General features: G+C 36.3%; 15 protein-coding genes and 25 tRNA genes. 3 read left to right on the forward strand and 37 right to left on the reverse strand.

What is annotated here, in order from left to right:
* Window positions 1–181: 181 nt before the first annotated feature.
* Together HOY35_RS12420 and HOY35_RS12425 are read left to right on the forward strand one after the other, a co-directional pair.
* Window positions 182–856, forward strand: a complete 675-nt coding sequence (locus tag HOY35_RS12420; RefSeq protein WP_172214304.1) for a DUF1361 domain-containing protein — start codon at window positions 182–184, stop codon at window positions 854–856.
* A 65-nt stretch (window positions 857–921) separates the two neighbouring features.
* Window positions 922–1224, forward strand: a complete 303-nt coding sequence (locus tag HOY35_RS12425; protein ID WP_172214306.1) for a DUF6506 family protein — start codon at window positions 922–924, stop codon at window positions 1222–1224.
* Window positions 1225–1314: 90 nt separating this feature from the next.
* Here HOY35_RS12425 and HOY35_RS12430 read toward each other — a convergent pair whose 3' ends face one another.
* The 10 genes from HOY35_RS12430 to rpmG form a co-directional block, all read right to left on the reverse strand.
* The gene (locus HOY35_RS12430) at window positions 1315–2256 is read right to left on the reverse strand and encodes a dimethylarginine dimethylaminohydrolase family protein (protein ID WP_172214308.1); all 942 of its coding nucleotides are present in this window, start codon (window positions 2254–2256) and stop codon (window positions 1315–1317) included.
* Window positions 2257–2280: 24 nt separating this feature from the next.
* On the reverse strand, window positions 2281–3210 hold the full coding sequence (locus HOY35_RS12435) for a cation transporter (protein WP_172214310.1): 930 nt from the start codon (window positions 3208–3210) through the stop codon (window positions 2281–2283).
* Window positions 3200–3655: a MarR family winged helix-turn-helix transcriptional regulator gene (locus HOY35_RS12440; RefSeq protein WP_172214312.1), complete on the reverse strand. Its 456-nt coding sequence runs from the start codon at window positions 3653–3655 to the stop codon at window positions 3200–3202. Before HOY35_RS12440 ends, HOY35_RS12435 begins: the two co-directional genes overlap by 11 nt.
* Before the next feature lie 335 nt (window positions 3656–3990).
* Entirely contained in the window at window positions 3991–4521 is a 531-nt protein-coding gene (locus tag HOY35_RS12445; RefSeq protein WP_172214314.1) for an STM3941 family protein, read from the reverse strand.
* Window positions 4522–4578: 57 nt separating this feature from the next.
* A complete protein-coding gene (locus HOY35_RS12450) occupies window positions 4579–4812 on the reverse strand; it encodes a hypothetical protein (protein WP_172214316.1) in 234 nt (77 codons plus the stop codon).
* Complete coding sequence (locus tag HOY35_RS12455; protein ID WP_172214318.1) at window positions 4812–5345, reverse strand: STM3941 family protein; 534 nt, start codon at window positions 5343–5345, stop codon at window positions 4812–4814. Before HOY35_RS12455 ends, HOY35_RS12450 begins: the two co-directional genes overlap by 1 nt.
* A gap of 230 nt (window positions 5346–5575) precedes the next feature.
* Window positions 5576–5648: transfer RNA gene (locus HOY35_RS12460), tRNA-Lys, on the reverse strand.
* A 113-nt stretch (window positions 5649–5761) separates the two neighbouring features.
* On the reverse strand, window positions 5762–6307 hold the full coding sequence (gene nusG, locus HOY35_RS12465) for a transcription termination/antitermination protein NusG (protein ID WP_172214320.1): 546 nt from the start codon (window positions 6305–6307) through the stop codon (window positions 5762–5764).
* Window positions 6308–6396: 89 nt separating this feature from the next.
* A complete protein-coding gene (gene secE, locus HOY35_RS12470) occupies window positions 6397–6573 on the reverse strand; it encodes a preprotein translocase subunit SecE (protein WP_172214322.1) in 177 nt (58 codons plus the stop codon).
* A 22-nt stretch (window positions 6574–6595) separates the two neighbouring features.
* Complete coding sequence (rpmG, locus tag HOY35_RS12475; RefSeq protein ID WP_172214324.1) at window positions 6596–6745, reverse strand: 50S ribosomal protein L33; 150 nt, start codon at window positions 6743–6745, stop codon at window positions 6596–6598.
* Between the two features lie 243 nt (window positions 6746–6988).
* Here rpmG and HOY35_RS12480 point away from each other — a divergent pair, with 243 nt between their 5' ends.
* The gene (locus tag HOY35_RS12480) at window positions 6989–8422 is read left to right on the forward strand and encodes a 4-hydroxyphenylacetate 3-hydroxylase N-terminal domain-containing protein (RefSeq protein ID WP_172214326.1); all 1434 of its coding nucleotides are present in this window, start codon (window positions 6989–6991) and stop codon (window positions 8420–8422) included.
* A gap of 60 nt (window positions 8423–8482) precedes the next feature.
* On the opposite strand, the gene murC is transcribed toward HOY35_RS12480, so the two are convergent.
* From murC to HOY35_RS12615, 27 genes are all read right to left on the reverse strand, one after another.
* Window positions 8483–9814 (reverse strand): UDP-N-acetylmuramate--L-alanine ligase, encoded by a 1332-nt coding sequence (gene murC / locus HOY35_RS12485; protein WP_172214328.1) that lies wholly within the window; start codon window positions 9812–9814, stop codon window positions 8483–8485.
* Between the two features lie 136 nt (window positions 9815–9950).
* A complete protein-coding gene (locus HOY35_RS12490) occupies window positions 9951–10919 on the reverse strand; it encodes a hypothetical protein (protein WP_172214330.1) in 969 nt (322 codons plus the stop codon).
* Between the two features lie 64 nt (window positions 10920–10983).
* Complete coding sequence (locus HOY35_RS12495) at window positions 10984–12807, reverse strand: glycoside hydrolase family 13 protein (protein WP_172214332.1); 1824 nt, start codon at window positions 12805–12807, stop codon at window positions 10984–10986.
* 144 nt (window positions 12808–12951) lie between these two features.
* Window positions 12952–13023 (reverse strand) — tRNA-Glu (locus HOY35_RS12500).
* 3 nt (window positions 13024–13026) lie between these two features.
* Window positions 13027–13114, reverse strand: a tRNA-Ser gene (locus HOY35_RS12505).
* Window positions 13115–13144: 30 nt separating this feature from the next.
* Window positions 13145–13218: transfer RNA gene (locus HOY35_RS12510), tRNA-Ile, on the reverse strand.
* A 32-nt stretch (window positions 13219–13250) separates the two neighbouring features.
* A tRNA-Gly gene (locus HOY35_RS12515) sits at window positions 13251–13321 on the reverse strand.
* 16 nt (window positions 13322–13337) lie between these two features.
* Window positions 13338–13410 (reverse strand) — tRNA-Phe (locus tag HOY35_RS12520).
* Between the two features lie 4 nt (window positions 13411–13414).
* Window positions 13415–13487, reverse strand: a tRNA-Asp gene (locus HOY35_RS12525).
* A gap of 7 nt (window positions 13488–13494) precedes the next feature.
* Window positions 13495–13568 (reverse strand) — tRNA-Met (locus HOY35_RS12530).
* Window positions 13569–13610: 42 nt separating this feature from the next.
* Window positions 13611–13700 (reverse strand) — tRNA-Ser (locus tag HOY35_RS12535).
* A gap of 7 nt (window positions 13701–13707) precedes the next feature.
* Window positions 13708–13779, reverse strand: a tRNA-Glu gene (locus tag HOY35_RS12540).
* Window positions 13780–13789: 10 nt separating this feature from the next.
* Window positions 13790–13863, reverse strand: a tRNA-Ile gene (locus tag HOY35_RS12545).
* Between the two features lie 32 nt (window positions 13864–13895).
* Window positions 13896–13966 (reverse strand) — tRNA-Gly (locus tag HOY35_RS12550).
* Window positions 13967–13991: 25 nt separating this feature from the next.
* A tRNA-Asp gene (locus tag HOY35_RS12555) sits at window positions 13992–14064 on the reverse strand.
* A 5-nt stretch (window positions 14065–14069) separates the two neighbouring features.
* Window positions 14070–14143, reverse strand: a tRNA-Met gene (locus HOY35_RS12560).
* Window positions 14144–14161: 18 nt separating this feature from the next.
* Window positions 14162–14251: transfer RNA gene (locus HOY35_RS12565), tRNA-Ser, on the reverse strand.
* A 17-nt stretch (window positions 14252–14268) separates the two neighbouring features.
* A tRNA-Ile gene (locus HOY35_RS12570) sits at window positions 14269–14342 on the reverse strand.
* A 13-nt stretch (window positions 14343–14355) separates the two neighbouring features.
* Window positions 14356–14429: transfer RNA gene (locus tag HOY35_RS12575), tRNA-Met, on the reverse strand.
* A gap of 6 nt (window positions 14430–14435) precedes the next feature.
* Window positions 14436–14508: transfer RNA gene (locus HOY35_RS12580), tRNA-Ala, on the reverse strand.
* A 10-nt stretch (window positions 14509–14518) separates the two neighbouring features.
* Window positions 14519–14592: transfer RNA gene (locus HOY35_RS12585), tRNA-Pro, on the reverse strand.
* A 26-nt stretch (window positions 14593–14618) separates the two neighbouring features.
* Window positions 14619–14692 (reverse strand) — tRNA-Arg (locus HOY35_RS12590).
* Between the two features lie 15 nt (window positions 14693–14707).
* Window positions 14708–14793, reverse strand: a tRNA-Leu gene (locus HOY35_RS12595).
* 28 nt (window positions 14794–14821) lie between these two features.
* Window positions 14822–14893, reverse strand: a tRNA-Gly gene (locus HOY35_RS12600).
* A gap of 10 nt (window positions 14894–14903) precedes the next feature.
* Window positions 14904–14976, reverse strand: a tRNA-Thr gene (locus tag HOY35_RS12605).
* A 7-nt stretch (window positions 14977–14983) separates the two neighbouring features.
* Window positions 14984–15056: transfer RNA gene (locus HOY35_RS12610), tRNA-Lys, on the reverse strand.
* A gap of 43 nt (window positions 15057–15099) precedes the next feature.
* Window positions 15100–15172: transfer RNA gene (locus HOY35_RS12615), tRNA-Val, on the reverse strand.
* Between the last annotated feature and the right edge of the window lie 40 nt (window positions 15173–15212).

Raw genomic sequence — 15212 nt, forward strand, 5'->3', positions numbered from 1 at the left:
AAATTATAACAAAAATAAAGTCTTTTAATATTAATTGATAACTATTAAGTCCTATTTAGTGACGTTAATTCTTCTTAATATTTTAAGAATTCAAATGACTAATTGTGCTATTATGGGTATTACAACTTTGTGCTGAACAATAACATCCATCGCCGAATTATTTTTTACGGAGTTAACTAGAATGAATAAAAAATCAGTTTTATTATTACATATTTACTACATTTCGCTACTAATAATAATCCACATCACATTTTACCAACAAAGCACCTATATTCTATTATTTGTTAATACGATTCTCGCATTAATTCCAATTGAATTAACCTTGATTGGCATGCAATTCAAAAAATTAAAATTTTTAATACCACTGCTCATCATTTGGCTATTATTTTTGCCAAACAATTTCTATTTAATCACTGATCTTTTCCACATCTCACTATTAGAGCCTTATGACACAACAACCGCACTAATTAAGCTAGACTCTGAAATGTGGTTTAAACTAATGATGATTTTTCTATCTGTTTTTCCAACAATCTTCCTAGGCTGCTGGAGTATTCAGGCTGTTAGCCAAAAAATATGTAGTCATTTCAACAAGCAGCTAAAGGGCATTGTATTATATCCTGTTATTTTATTCCTTAATACAATTGGTATCTATTTAGGTCGATTTGAGCGCTGGAATAGCTGGGAAATATTTACGCAGCCATTTTCACTACTTAAGAATATCATTCTTATTTTTAAAAGTTCAACCGGACAACAATTTATTTTACAATTTTTTATATTTTCTCTAGTGATTATGCTAAGCTATCACGTTATCCTATCCATATTAAACTACTCTCCAAAGAGCGCTAATCATTTATAATATTAAGCAAGCTCAGCTTTTAAAGGATTGTTACATTACAATAAAACTATCATAGGAGGATACAAATGAAATTAAAGGCAGCATTTATCTTTTTAGCGCCCGAGGCTGATTTTACTAAAGATGTGACAACTATTTGCACACCTGAAGTAGATTTAACAACTGTGGGTGCAAAAAACTACGAAGACGCAGTAAAAGCAGCTAAGCTACTAGAAGGTGATGGTATCACCGCCATTGAACTATGTGCCGGTTTTGGTATTCAAGGTGTGGCTGAAATTAAACAAAACATTTCAGCAGAAATACCTGTTGGTGTCGTTCGTTTTGACTACCATCCTGGTCTAAACCACCAAAGTGGTGACGACTTATTTTAAATAGTAACTTCTGCTACAAAAGTCCTCCTGTTCTGCAATCAAAACAGGAGGACTTTCTATATTAAATGAGTGATTAAAAAATCAATGCTATTACTCAGCTTCTCGATCAATTGGACATGTTGTACAACGAAATGCACCATCAAGCATCGCATGCCATGTATAGCTAATCGGAAATACCTCATAGCCTCTTTCAACCAACGATTCCCTCAAAGCCTGATGCCTTTTTTGAACGACAATCTTTTTACGTCCAAGCAATAAAACGTTAGTACCCATTTCATGCCTCGTCTTTGCATCAACCTCTATAAAATCATAATTTTTTAGCGGCTCGGGTAAGGGATTTTGCAAGGAATCACGATGAATAATACCAGTTCTCTCACCAATAATTGTCATACAACAATCCAAGTGCAAGATACCTTCATTAGCTAATTTCACAGGAACTACTTGAAACTTATCGCCTAGCAACTCTTGAAGCCACTTTACACCAGCCATATTACTAGCATATTTACCAATACCCACATAAACATAAGGGTAATCAACCATCACATCGCCACCCTCTAAGAAGGCTTGACCATCACCAGTTGGATCAATTGAAGCAACTTTCCCAATTTGAGCATATTTTTTTAAAATATTTTCAAAGCCACGCAGCTCTTTTTGACGCATTTCAATTTGTAACTTCCCTGCAATCATCTGATCATCAACACACATCACTGCATCACGAGCAAACATTTGCCCTAAGCCCGCAGATTCTTCCTTAGAGGGAACCACCTCATCCAATCGTAAAACCTCTACTCCTTGGGATTTAAGAACATTTTCCAAATTGCTAAGCTCCGCCTGATACTTTTTAACTATAAATTGAGGCACCTTTCTTCGCTCAAGATTGGCATAAATTAGCTGATTAAGCAATTTTTTCCACCAAGAGCTCTCAGCCTCCATTTCTATTGAATGCATACCAGGAAAATATAGTTGATCTGCAGTTCCTAGAATTACTGTTTTTAATGCATCGTACTCATTCAGAATATGAATTTTAGACATAGCTACTCCCTTTCAAATTGCTAATTAAGATAAAATAATTTGAATTTCTATATAATTAAATTTTTGTACCAAGATATCTTTCAATTGCTGCCGATAACGAAGAAGCGCCTGATAATCGACCACTTGATGACAATCATGTGCTACTAAAATCGAAATTTGAAGGCTGACACCAACCTTGTAAATTTGACAGCTTAAATATTCTTTCAGTTGAAAAGGTAACGTGTTATAAATAACCGTTTCAATCTCTCTTTTTTGGCTGTCATCAAGCATTGTCCCATGGACTACTTCAATAAAACTATTCTTCAATATTTTAAATGGTGCTTTAATTACCATCAAAGACAAAGTTACTGTAATAAAGAAATCTCCCGTATATCTGATAAAATCTAGTGGTGTGTTCTCTGGAATAAAAGCAACCAAAAGAGCAACAATACCGATTCCAGCACACATTAAGCCATCTAACAAAGTTGTTTTTGCCTCAGCATTAATCAATGTACTCATATTATTAATTTTTTTATTCTGTCGCATATAATACAAATATAAAAACGCACATAGGATAACAGCTAAAATTTCATATGGGATAATCGGCAACACATTGATAACCTCACCTTTCCCATAAACAAAATATTGCCATGCCGAAAAACTCACTTTCGTACAGGATAAAATCGTTAATACAATAATCAAGACTGAACGAAAAATAGCATATAAGGGCTCTAAAAAAAATAAGCCTGCTGGAAATCTTGTGCTTCGTCGTTCACTATGGCGAGAAATAATAGAGGCAATAATGGTTGAGCATACCGTAATTAAAATAAATGAAGCATCTAGAAACATCGCTTGAATTTTAGAAATAAAATAAACCGAAAAACTTGCAATACACATCACTGAATACAAAATGGTGCCCATTAATAAAGCATTTTGTTCAACCTTTTTAGGATTTAATTGGCTATCATTCTTCATCTGACAGACCAACTTCATAGTAGCTACTAAATTGATTGAGCATCTTATCAAGTAATGCAAGCTCATTTTTGCTAAACTCCTGCGCCATCGCCTGAATCGCCCTTTGTGTAGCCAGATCAAAATATTGATATTCCTTATAAATTTGGGATGAGACTGTCAAATACTTAACCCGTTTATCCGTTTTACTCTGAGTTTTTTCAACTAACCCCTGTCGCATCAGCTCATTAATTTTTAAAGTAACTGATGATTTAGCAATATGTAACACTTCTGCCAGCTGACTAACCGTACAATTTTCTGTCAGCGAAATAATATCCAAATAAAGCAAAGTATTATAGCTGATATTTGGAAAATTTGCTGAGTTATTCATTAGCCTTAGTTCATTTAAAATAATACGATAATAAAGCTTATTGACCGAAGCCGAAATATCAAAATTTGAATTAGTCATGCTTTTCTCCTTTTTTAGTTAGGTGATTATAATTATTTTTACCTAACTAAATTAACCTAATAAAGTAAAATTTGCAAACACTAAACCTTATTAATTAAGAAAACATAATATTTTAATTAACTGAAATAAGCATGGCCATAAAAAAACCACTGTCATCACTGACAGTGGAAGGAGTTTATGAAAAAGATTAATTATTTGGGATGAGTTAATAATATAGGGCTGAGCTTAAACAAAGCTTAAACTATTGATAATGAATCTGATATTTTAGCACATTAATGGCATCTCAAAAAACTGTATCAACAAGCTATAAAATATTTAATATCATTTCCACTGCTTCACTCAATAACTTTAAATTGCTCTAAATAATATTCCATTTCCATAATTAATTCATTGTTGCTACATTGACTATTATTTTCCATACATATATTAATTATACTTCGATTAGCCGCTAAATTATTATTAGCAATTAAATGCTGGTAATAATTCAGCCTCGTAATTATTTTTTCAGGTTCTTTTACATATACTGCAACAAATTGCTTTTTACCAATATCTTCATTTTCTATTGACACTACATCATCCCAACGAATCAAGATATCACACGTGGCAAATGCTTGAGAATAATCATAAAAACCATCCTTAGTCAAAATAACTGATCTTCTATATAACTCTGGCAATTTTATCAATCTAACAATCCCATAAAGTGCAAACGGCGCAGTAACAAGACATAGCAATAATAAATCTAAATCTTCAAAAAAATAAAATAATAAAATAAAATCACAAATTAAAATAAAGATAAATAAAAATAAAACAAACAATCTTTTTATTTTTTTTTCGTAGACAATGTATTCATGTGTATTACCTGTCATCCGATTCCCCTTTTAACTAATGAATGAATATAAATACTCAGTATATACTAAGCAGTATCATTTATTATCGATAATATTCAATAATGCATCACGAAGTCGTTTTACTGCTATTGTTTGCTCAGCACTCTCTCGTATGTTTTTCGTCTGATTTACCTTAAAAACGGCTTTAGCCTTAAGAATTTGCTCGTTATCATTTTTTTTCTTCATTTGTTTCTCAATTCTTTCTCTTCTTAAGATAGAATACCAAATGAAAATGGCAAGCAAGACTAAAATAATAATTAAAAGTAACATTATCCTTCCTCAATTCTTAATTTTTCATTCTTAAATTGATTCATTTTTTCTATAAGCTGCTCATTGGTACATTTCTTAGAGCTTTGAAGCGTAATATTGATCTCGCCAAAGCCCATTTTAATATTTGCTTGGATCGCCTTTTTTTGCAAAGAAGATAACTTTTGTAGGAACGATTCGGAATCTCTTAAATATATTGATACAAATTGCTGATTTATCATACTTTTATTCTCAATTTTATAAATACTAGACCAAGGGATAAGCATATCCTTAGTAGCTAAAGCGCTGGAGTAATCAAAAAAACCCTTACTATTCAAAATAACAAGTTTTTTGCCTTTAAATACCTGTTTAACAATAAAGGCTTCACACATTCCAAAAAAAATAAAACCGACGAGTCCTATTATAATAAGCAAATATTTATGCTCTAATAAACCTCCCAAACAGACAAGTAAACTCATAAATACCATTATAAATCCTAAAAACGATAAGCCTACCTGTTTCAATTTACTTTGATACACTACAAATTCGTTCGCCATTCCACACTCCAATACTGATTTAAGCTAACCTCAATATATCAACTAATCAAAATTTTTTCAAATATCACCCAGTTTAATATTAAAAATAAGCATACTTGAAAAGTTTTTATCTATAGACAAGATGAAAAAAATTTAATAAAACTGTATCAAACCAAAAAAAATAACGTCCTACACGTTTTCTAAATGCTTGCGCACCAACGTTTAGACGTTACGATTAGGTTTGGCACCTATGGGTTGTGAGGGGCTCGAACCCGCGACCCGCTGATTAAGAGTCAGCTGCTCTACCAACTGAGCTAACAACCCATAAATCTCGTAATTATCAAGCTAAAATGCTTCGACAACAACAAGAATTATTTTATCACTATCAATAAGATAATTCAAGACTATCAGCATGATTTTTGTAATAAATTTATAGACTACTCTGCTTCTTCAATTTGATCTGTATCAACTTCAGCAATCGTTTGTCTACCGAACATTTCAATAGCGACTTTAATCTTATCTTTATCTTCAATTTCAGCCACCTGACCAATCATATCTTGGAAAGGCCCTTCCATAATACGAACATTATCGCCAACCTTAACATTAAGCTCTGTTGCACGAACCGATTTACCCATTGATTTAAGAATCGCACGAATTTCTTCTTCTAATAATGGTGACGGCTTACTACGATTACCATGAGAGCCCACAAAACCAGTAACATTTTGTGTATTACGCACAACATACCATGCATCGTCAGTCATGACCATCTCTACCAATACATAACCCGGAAAAATATTTTCTTCAATCTCTTTTTTAACACCATTTTTTTCGACTACAATCGTTTCAGTCGGGATTTCAATACGTAAAATATTATCCTGCATATTATAAGTTTGTGCGCGTTGTAATAAGTCCTGCTTTACTTTATTTTCATAACCTGAATAGGTCTGTAAAACAAACCAGCCTTTGTCAAAACTATCTAACATCTTGCCTCCATTTTATACTTCCAAAATAAAAAAGCTCCGACAATCGAAACTTTTACACGTTGCCATTATAGCACACTTCAAAAAAAAAATTAACCCAAAGACAAAATTGCCTGAATAATTGTCTTGATAGACGTATCAAAAATAAACAAGATAACCGCAAAAATAATAGAGGTTCCAAATACAATTTTAGTATCACGGAACAATTGTTTACGAGATGGCCACGTAACTTTTTTCATTTCTTGAAAAACACTTTTAATAAATTTCAACTTGCCCTCCTCTTAATAGACTTTATCTGGTCTCACTATGTAAGGTATGCTTACCACAATATTTACAAAACTTTTTAACTTCAATTCGATTACTTCTTTGATTGCCACTAACAGTAATTGCGTAATTTCTTGAACCACAAACAGTGCAAGCAAGGGATGCCTTTTTAATCATAAATAATCCTCCCAATCAGATTGATTATATCATGCTAAACCTATGGTTTCAATATTTTTATGAATAATGGTTCTAGTAAAAATGCAAACTACATTTCTCTTTTACTCATCCAAAAAATTAGCATTATAAGCATATTAATAACCTTGCCAGTCACTGATCGTACTTTTAAACACTTTATGATAAAATTATTTTACAGGTAAGGAAAGCGTTATCTAAATTTGTATCACTAATAATGGAGGCTGTATGACAACAAAAAATGGAAACTTGAACGATGGTAGAAAAATCTACCTAAATGGCAAATTACTCACTCACTTCAATGACTATCCAGTTTTAAAAAATACACTAAGCATCATTCAAAAATATTATCAATTACAAGAAAATAGTATTAATCATACTTACCAAGAAAATGGTCAAACCTATTCAACCACCTACCTTACCCCAAAATCAAGTAATGACCTAAAACTTAAGCATCAAGTTTATCAAGAAATTGCGGAAAAAAGCTATGGGTTAATCGGCAGAGGCAATGAATTTTTAAATGCCGGTATTGCTGTTTTACCCAATTATGCAAAAAATCTTGGTCAAAATGAATGGACAAGCTTTAGCGAAAATATAACAAATTATGCTAAAAGAATGAAGGAAAATGATCTATTCATTTCACACGCACTACAAAATCCACAGGTAGATCGTAGCCTAACACTTGAAGGTAATTTTCAAAAGGGCGAGCGCTTCGCTGGCACATGGGTGACGTCAAAGAATGAGTCAGGAATTATCATTAATGGTGCAAAAATGGTCAATACGCTTGCACCTTATGCAGACGAGCTACTCGTCTATAATGTACCAGGACTAGCTGAGGGTGATGAACGCTTTGCCAATGCTTTTTCAGTACCATTAAACTGTGAAGGTGTGAAAATTTGGCTTAGAAAGCCGACTGCAAAGGCAGAATACCGTCTAGCCGATTTCCCATTATCAAACTTTATCGATGAATCTGATGCCTTCATTACATTTGAAGATGTCTTTGTGCCATGGGAAAATGTTTTTGTTGAGGGTGATGTTGAGAAAAGCAATCAATTTTTTCCAAAAAGTGGACTCTTTGTACACACCGCCCATCAAGATGAGGTTCGAGGATTAGTCAAACTCGAATTTGTAACAGCTTTAGCCATTAAAATCGCTAAAGGACTGGGGTTAACTGATTTTCTAAGAACTCAAGAAATACTTGGCAAATTAACTCGGAATCTTGAATTAATTAAAGGAACAGTTGATTGGTCAGAAAATAGTGGCACCATCGAAAATGGCATTTATACTCCAAATATGCAGGCCTTACTCGCAGTCAGAGATATTCTACCTGAAATGTATCGTGAAGTCATCATTACCATTCAGGAGTTTTCAGGTGGATCGGTGGTATCAATCCCCGATGTAAACACCTATCAAAGCTATCAAACGCTATTAAAACCGATTTTATCTTCACATCTACTAACAGCCGAAGAACGAATTGTACTACTAAACTTAGCTTGGGAAATTTCAGGAGAGAGCTTTGGTAGTCGGCAACAAACTTATGAAACTCTGCATGGTGGCAATCCAATGTGGATTAAAATCATGCACTGGCAGCATCAGGATTTAACCGTTGGTAATCGAATGGTCGATGAAGCAATTCAAAGAGGCTTAAATGACTTAAAATAATCGTATAACATATAAAAAACCGATACCCTTAATAGTAAGTATCGGTTTTTTATATTTTCACTATTGCTTATTCCTAGAGATACTGGTCAATAGTTCTTCATAGGCACGCTCATATTTTTGAATATCGCCAGCACCCATAAAGACAACAACTGAATTATGCAAATCTAATAATGGTGAAACATTGTCCTCTGAAAGCACAATACCACCTTTATCTTGATCAATTTTAGCAGCTAAGTCTTCAATCTTAATATCACCATGATCAACCTCACGAGCAGAGCCATAAATACCACCTAGATAAACCTGATCAGCAGAGTTTAAACTTTCAGCAAATTCATCCAATAAAGCAATGGTTCGCGTAAAAGTATGTGGCTGAAATACTGCCACAATTTCCTTATGAGGATATTTTTGTCTTGCTGCATCTAAGGTTGCCGATATTTCAGCTGGGTGATGCGCAAAATCATCGATAATAATCATATCTGACACAATTTTTTCACTAAAGCGGCGTTTGACACCCGCAAAGCTTAATAAAGAACGAGCAATCGCTGACATATCAACACCTGAAATATACGATACAGCAACAACAGCAAGGGCATTCATCACATTATGAAAGCCAAAAGTCGGTACTGTAAAGTGTCCAATCAATTGATCGCGATAGAAAGCATCAAAGGAGGAGCCTGTTGTTGATCTTGAAATATTTACAGCTCGAAAATCATCCTGTTCACTTGTGCCGTAATAATAAATTGGGCAATCAGCCTCTAATTTTCTTAGCCAGACATCATCTCCAAAGGCAAAGATACCTTTTTTAATCTGCTTAGCATAGGTTTGAAAAGCATCAAACACATCTTCTATATTCTCAAAATAATCTGGGTGATCAAAATCAATATTGGTTATAATCGTATATTCTGGATGATAAGGTAAAAAATGACGTTCATATTCATCAGATTCAAACACAAAATATTTTGAATTCGCATCACCATGCCCCGTACCATCACCAATCAAATAGCTAGCATTAGTCACATCACTCAAGACATGAGCTAGCAAACCTGTTGTTGAAGTCTTACCATGCGCTCCTGCAACACCAATACTAGTATATTGATCCATAAATTCACCTAAAAATTCATGATATCTTTGAACCTTAAGACCTAATGCCTTAGCGCGCTTTATTTCTTCATGATCATCCCTAAAAGCATTACCCGCAATAATTTTATACCCTTTTTTTATATTATCAGCATTGAAAGGCAAAATCTCAACACCAGCAAGATCTAGCTCACGCTGCGTAAAGAAGTACTTTTCATAATCACTACCGACAACTTTTTCTCCTAATTCATGTAATAATAAAGCAAGTGCGCTCATTCCAGCACCTTTAATACCAATAAAATAATAAGTAGACATTTGAGCTCCTAAATTTTTGAATTAATAGAGTACATGATTTTTGAGCCTATGATTAATATCATAAACTCAAATAACTATCAATCACAATTTTCTTTTATCAATTATAACATAATGTTATTAACAAATAATACGATAATTATTCCTTCTCACCAAACCGTTTAACCGCCTGATCTGATATCCGTTGCTTTGCGCTATGATCAATTGTTTGTTCTAAATTCAAGTGTTGTGCAACTGCGTCTTGGGCATTAGCATTTACACCACCACGCTCACTAAATACTGGCTGATAGCTCCTTGAATTAAAAATCGTTTGATGCGCAGTCCCCCCACTAAAAATAGTTTGCTGTCGTGGTGCAATCTTATCCTTATTTGTTGCGGTTACAATCGCCTTCTTTTGTTCTGCAGAAACACGTGGCGCCCCGTATTGCCAAACCTCTGACTGCTGATCTTTAAAGTTAGGCTTCTGAGATGTCTGACTACGTAACTCATCGCTACCAACCTTATCATAATCAAATAATAAATCTGTTTTAAAGGCTGCCTTGATTTTAGTCTCATCCAAAGCCTGTACGTCATCAGCAGGGAGGTGTTTAGACAACGGTGGTAAGGTAGGACGTGGTTTAAAGCGATTCAATCCACCTGAATAAAGCTGCTTTTTTGAAAAATCACCTATCTTATCAAAATTAGGTTTTTCCGCTAAATTACTTCGCTCATTAGCTGGCCTATCCAGTGAGGTTTTATTAAAGATTGGATTTTTATTATGCTTAACGCCACTTCTAATTTGCACAAAAGGGGCTTTATTTTTTGATAAATTTTGTTGTTGATAACGTGCATGCTCACGGTCTAAGTCAATTAAACGAGCATTTTTAGCAGGTTCAACGGTATCTGTCGGAATAAAATTGGTATCAAATTCTTGAGGTACAAAATCACTTTTAGTTTGACGTTCTGCTTTTGCATGCTGTTCTAAATCAAATTTATCGGTATAGTCTGTAATCAATGCTTCGTTTTCAAAAAACAATGCACCCTCATCATCTAGAATTAAATCATCATCTGAGAAAAATGGGAAATGAACTTTAGAAATCTGCTTTCGTTCCTTATTTACTTTTTCCATAGCTCCTCCTCACCATGCTAGTTATTGCTATATTTTACCATATCACACAATTAATTTATAGCAATCATCCTCTAAAAAGCTGTCCGCTCTTTGGGGAAATTTCCCTTCCATCAATTAAAACCGCTATCGCTTTTAAGTCTATTGGCGGGTCTTTAGTAAAGCAAACACTCTGAAAATTGACAACAACTAGCTTATTCGTTGGGTTTACTATATAAATCAAAGAGGCATCTTCAGCAGCTCGCAAAATACCCAATAAACCATCATTCAAATAGAATATTGAAAAATGCCCCTGTCGCAATAAGGTTTGCTCTTTGCGGCAAGCAATCCATGATTGAAATATTTTAAATATTGACCGATTAATCTTCTCCCAAGGGAAATACTTACGATTCTCGGGATCAGGGCCACCAGCAAGACCTGCTTCATCACCATAATAAAAGCAGGGGACACCTGGCAACGTACACAATAGTCCAACCGCTATGTTCAATAACTCAGTATCATGATTTAATAAAGTTAAAATTCGTTCAGTATCATGAGTACCAATATTATTAAAATTATTATAGAAAACTGCATTGGGGTAATTTTCCTCCAAAGTAGTTAATTGAAGGGCAAAGCTTTTAGCGTCAATTTTATCGGTTAATAATTCAAGGATAAGGCTTCTAAAGGGATAATTCATCGTTGCCTGCAGCGCATCACCTAAAATATATTCTCTTCTCTGATTGTAGGCAATCTTCCTTGAAGCATCTTCCCACACTTCGCCTATTAGAACTTTATCTGAATATTGTTCAAGATTGGCTCGGATACCTCTAATGAAGTCATCAGGCAATTCATCTGCCACATCTAAGCGCCAGCCATCGATATCAAATTTATTCCATTTTGATAAAACACTATCCCTCTCACCATAAATATAATTTTGATAGCTTACTGAATGCTTATTTACTTCCGGTAAATCCTCAATTCCCCACCAAGATTTGTAATCTTCGGGATAATGATTAAACTTAAACCACTCAAAATATGGACTATTCTGATTTTGAGCAGCACCGATATCACTGCCATAGGCACTATTATAATTAAAATATTTGCTTTCACGACCAACGTGTGAAAATACACCGTCTAATACCAGATGCATATCGTTTTGATGTAGCTTATCAATCAGCCTTAAAAAAGCCTGTTCATCACCTAAGAGAGAATCAATTTGCTTATAATTTCCTGTATCATAGCGATGATTACTGCGCGCCTCAAAAACTGGATTTAAATAAATTGCATTGACCCCCAACTCATTTTTTAAGTAAGGAATTTTAGCAATAATCCCAGCAAGATTGCCTCCAAAAAAATCCCAGCGTGTAACATTATCTTGATGATCTCTAATATAATAAGGCGAATCAGAGGTTTTACCATAAATAAAAATGTTATCCTTAGTATTATTTAAAATTAAATCCTCATCTCCATTATAAAATCGATCAGGAAAAATTTGATAAAAAATTGAATCTCGATACCAAGAAGGTGCTGTCTCAATTTTTGAATATACTGTTAACGAAAAGGGGACAACCTCGCATTCCGAAGTATATGATATACCTTCACCACCAGTACCGCTAGCTGACCCGTAAACACCAATAAGTTCATTGGTCAGCTGATCAATTATTTTAAAATAATAAAAATAAATACCTTGCTTGTTAGATACTTGATAATTAATTTCAAACAGATTGTTTTCGCCATAATTCATATCAAAATACTCTAATTGATTAGTCCCATTCTCCTGACGAATTACTAATTGTACCTTTACAAATTTGGAACACTCAACTTTAATTTTTAAACAAATACTAGTCGCTATTTGAACTGCTCCAAATGGCCGCTTGTAGCTTTCTAGCCATGAATTAAAATAAACTTGCAAAAAAAACCTCCCAAAGAATCTGCAAAAGCAATACTTGAAATTCTATCAAAAATAAACAATTAATACCAAAGATAATTTTAACATAAAAAAAAATCCTTTTATTACAAAGGATTAATAGTTTGCCATATTTTTTAACAAATAATATAGTCCGTACGGGATTCGAACCCGTGTTACCGCCGTGAAAAGGCGGTGTCTTAACCCCTTGACCAACGGACCATACGGAGAAGGAGGGATTTGAACCCTCGCGCCGGTTTCCCGACCTACACCCTTAGCAGGGGCGCCTCTTCAGCCTCTTGAGTACTTCCCCAAAAACCAAACAACAAATATTTGATTAAAGTGGGCCTAAATGGACTCGAACCATCGACCTCACGCTTATCAGGCGTGCGCTCTAACCAGCTGAGCTATAGGCCCAAAACATAAAACAATTTACCAATAATTGGCAAAGCGGGTGACGAGAATCGAACTCGCGTAGCTAGCTTGGAAGGCTAGGGTTCTACCATTAAACTACACCCGCATATTCATCATTTAAATGGCGCGAGACGGAATCGAACCGCCGACACATGGAGCTTCAATCCATTGCTCTACCAACTGAGCTACCGAGCCAAAACGGTCCCGACGGGAATCGAACCCGCGATCTTCGCCGTGACAGGGCGACGTGATAACCGCTACACCACGGGACCCTATAAATTGCGGAGGCAGGATTTGAACCTACGACCTTCGGGTTATGAGCCCGACGAGCTACCGGACTGCTCCACTCCGCGATAATTCAATATCCACCACGACCAAACATGATAAAATATCAAAGGAGGATAAGGGATTCGAACCCTTGCGTGCTTTTACACACCTGACGGTTTTCAAGACCGTTCCCTTCAGCCAGACTTGGGTAATCCTCCAAAAATATAGTCCGTACGGGATTCGAACCCGTGTTACCGCCGTGAAAAGGCGGTGTCTTAACCCCTTGACCAACGGACCAATATTTTAATGGGCCTAAATGGACTCGAACCATCGACCTCACGCTTATCAGGCGTGCGCTCTAACCAGCTGAGCTATAGGCCCCAACTACTAAACAATTGCCAAAATAGTTGACAAGCGGGTGACGAGAATCGAACTCGCGTAGCTAGCTTGGAAGGCTAGGGTTCTACCATTAAACTACACCCGCATCGACACAGAAAAGTGCGATCTTACGGTCCCGACGGGAATCGAACCCGCGATCTTCGCCGTGACAGGGCGACGTGATAACCGCTACACTACGGGACCAAATATTGCGGGGGCAGGATTTGAACCTACGACCTTCGGGTTATGAGCCCGACGAGCTACCAGACTGCTCCACCCCGCGATAATAATAAATTTGAAAAGGAGGATAAGGGATTCGAACCCTTGCGTGCTTTTACACACCTGACGGTTTTCAAGACCGTTCCCTTCAGCCGGACTTGGGTAATCCTCCAGAACAAAACCTACAAATGGACCTTGTAGGACTCGAACCTACGACCGGACGGTTATGAGCCGTCTGCTCTAACCACCTGAGCTAAAGGTCCATAAGTTTTTTAATAGCGGCGAAGGGGATCGAACCCCCGACCTCCCGGGTATGAACCGGACGCTCTAGCCAGCTGAGCTACACCGCCATTATATGGAGCCTAGCGGGATCGAACCGCTGACCTCCTGCGTGCAAAGCAGGCGCTCTCCCAGCTGAGCTAAGGCCCCTAAAAAAATATCGGGAAGACAGGATTCGAACCTGCGACCCCTTGGTCCCAAACCAAGTGCTCTACCAAGCTGAGCTACTTCCCGAAAATATAAATTCTTTTAGAATTTAATGCACCCTAGAGGATTCGAACCTCTAACCGCCTGATTCGTAGTCAGGTACTCTATCCAGTTGAGCCAAGGGTGCTCTATAAAATACTAATGCCGAGGACCGGAATCGAACCGGTACGGTGATCACTCACCGCAGGATTTTAAGTCCTGTGCGTCTGCCAGTTCCGCCACCCCGGCTGAAACTAACAACTTTCGTTGTCGACTAAGCGAAAGACGGGGTTCGAACCCGCGACCCCCACCTTGGCAAGGTGATGTTCTACCACTGAACTACTTTCGCATTATATTGATGCCGGCTACATGATTCGAACACGCGACCCTCTGATTACAAATCAGATGCTCTACCAACTGAGCTAAGCCGGCTACAAAATGAGTCGTACTGGGCTCGAACCAGTGACCCTCTGATTAAAAGTCAGATGCTCTACCAACTGAGCTAACGACTCGTAAATTAAAACGATTGACTACGGCTGGTATTCTTATAGCCAATGGAGGTTGACGGGATCGAACCGCCGACCCTCTGCTTGTAAGGCAGATGCTCTCCCAGCTGAGCTAAACCTCCGATTCACTTATGGAGCCTAGCGGGATCGAACCGCTGACCT

Origin of the sequence: Enterococcus sp. MMGLQ5-1 (genome assembly GCF_013155265.1) — a bacterium.
Taxonomy (GTDB): domain Bacteria; phylum Bacillota; class Bacilli; order Lactobacillales; family Streptococcaceae; genus MMGLQ5-1.

Excerpts from the sequence above, each read along its gene's own strand:
- HOY35_RS12440 (WP_172214312.1), bottom strand. The coding sequence starts at position 3,655 with ATGACTAATTCAAATTTTGATATTTCGGCTTCGGTCAATAAGCTTTAT.
- HOY35_RS12450 (WP_172214316.1), bottom strand. The coding sequence starts at position 4,812 with ATGTTACTTTTAATTATTATTTTAGTCTTGCTTGCCATTTTCATTTGG.
- murC (WP_172214328.1), bottom strand. The coding sequence starts at position 9,814 with ATGTCTACTTATTATTTTATTGGTATTAAAGGTGCTGGAATGAGCGCA.
- HOY35_RS12445 (WP_172214314.1), bottom strand. The coding sequence starts at position 4,521 with ATGACAGGTAATACACATGAATACATTGTCTACGAAAAAAAAATAAAA.
- HOY35_RS12455 (WP_172214318.1), bottom strand. The coding sequence starts at position 5,345 with ATGGCGAACGAATTTGTAGTGTATCAAAGTAAATTGAAACAGGTAGGC.
- HOY35_RS12420 (WP_172214304.1), top strand. The coding sequence starts at position 182 with ATGAATAAAAAATCAGTTTTATTATTACATATTTACTACATTTCGCTA.
- nusG (WP_172214320.1), bottom strand. The coding sequence starts at position 6,307 with ATGTTAGATAGTTTTGACAAAGGCTGGTTTGTTTTACAGACCTATTCA.
- HOY35_RS12490 (WP_172214330.1), bottom strand. The coding sequence starts at position 10,919 with ATGGAAAAAGTAAATAAGGAACGAAAGCAGATTTCTAAAGTTCATTTC.
- HOY35_RS12430 (WP_172214308.1), bottom strand. The coding sequence starts at position 2,256 with ATGTCTAAAATTCATATTCTGAATGAGTACGATGCATTAAAAACAGTA.
- rpmG (WP_172214324.1), bottom strand. The coding sequence starts at position 6,745 with ATGATTAAAAAGGCATCCCTTGCTTGCACTGTTTGTGGTTCAAGAAAT.
- HOY35_RS12435 (WP_172214310.1), bottom strand. The coding sequence starts at position 3,210 with ATGAAGAATGATAGCCAATTAAATCCTAAAAAGGTTGAACAAAATGCT.
- HOY35_RS12480 (WP_172214326.1), top strand. The coding sequence starts at position 6,989 with ATGACAACAAAAAATGGAAACTTGAACGATGGTAGAAAAATCTACCTA.
- HOY35_RS12425 (WP_172214306.1), top strand. The coding sequence starts at position 922 with ATGAAATTAAAGGCAGCATTTATCTTTTTAGCGCCCGAGGCTGATTTT.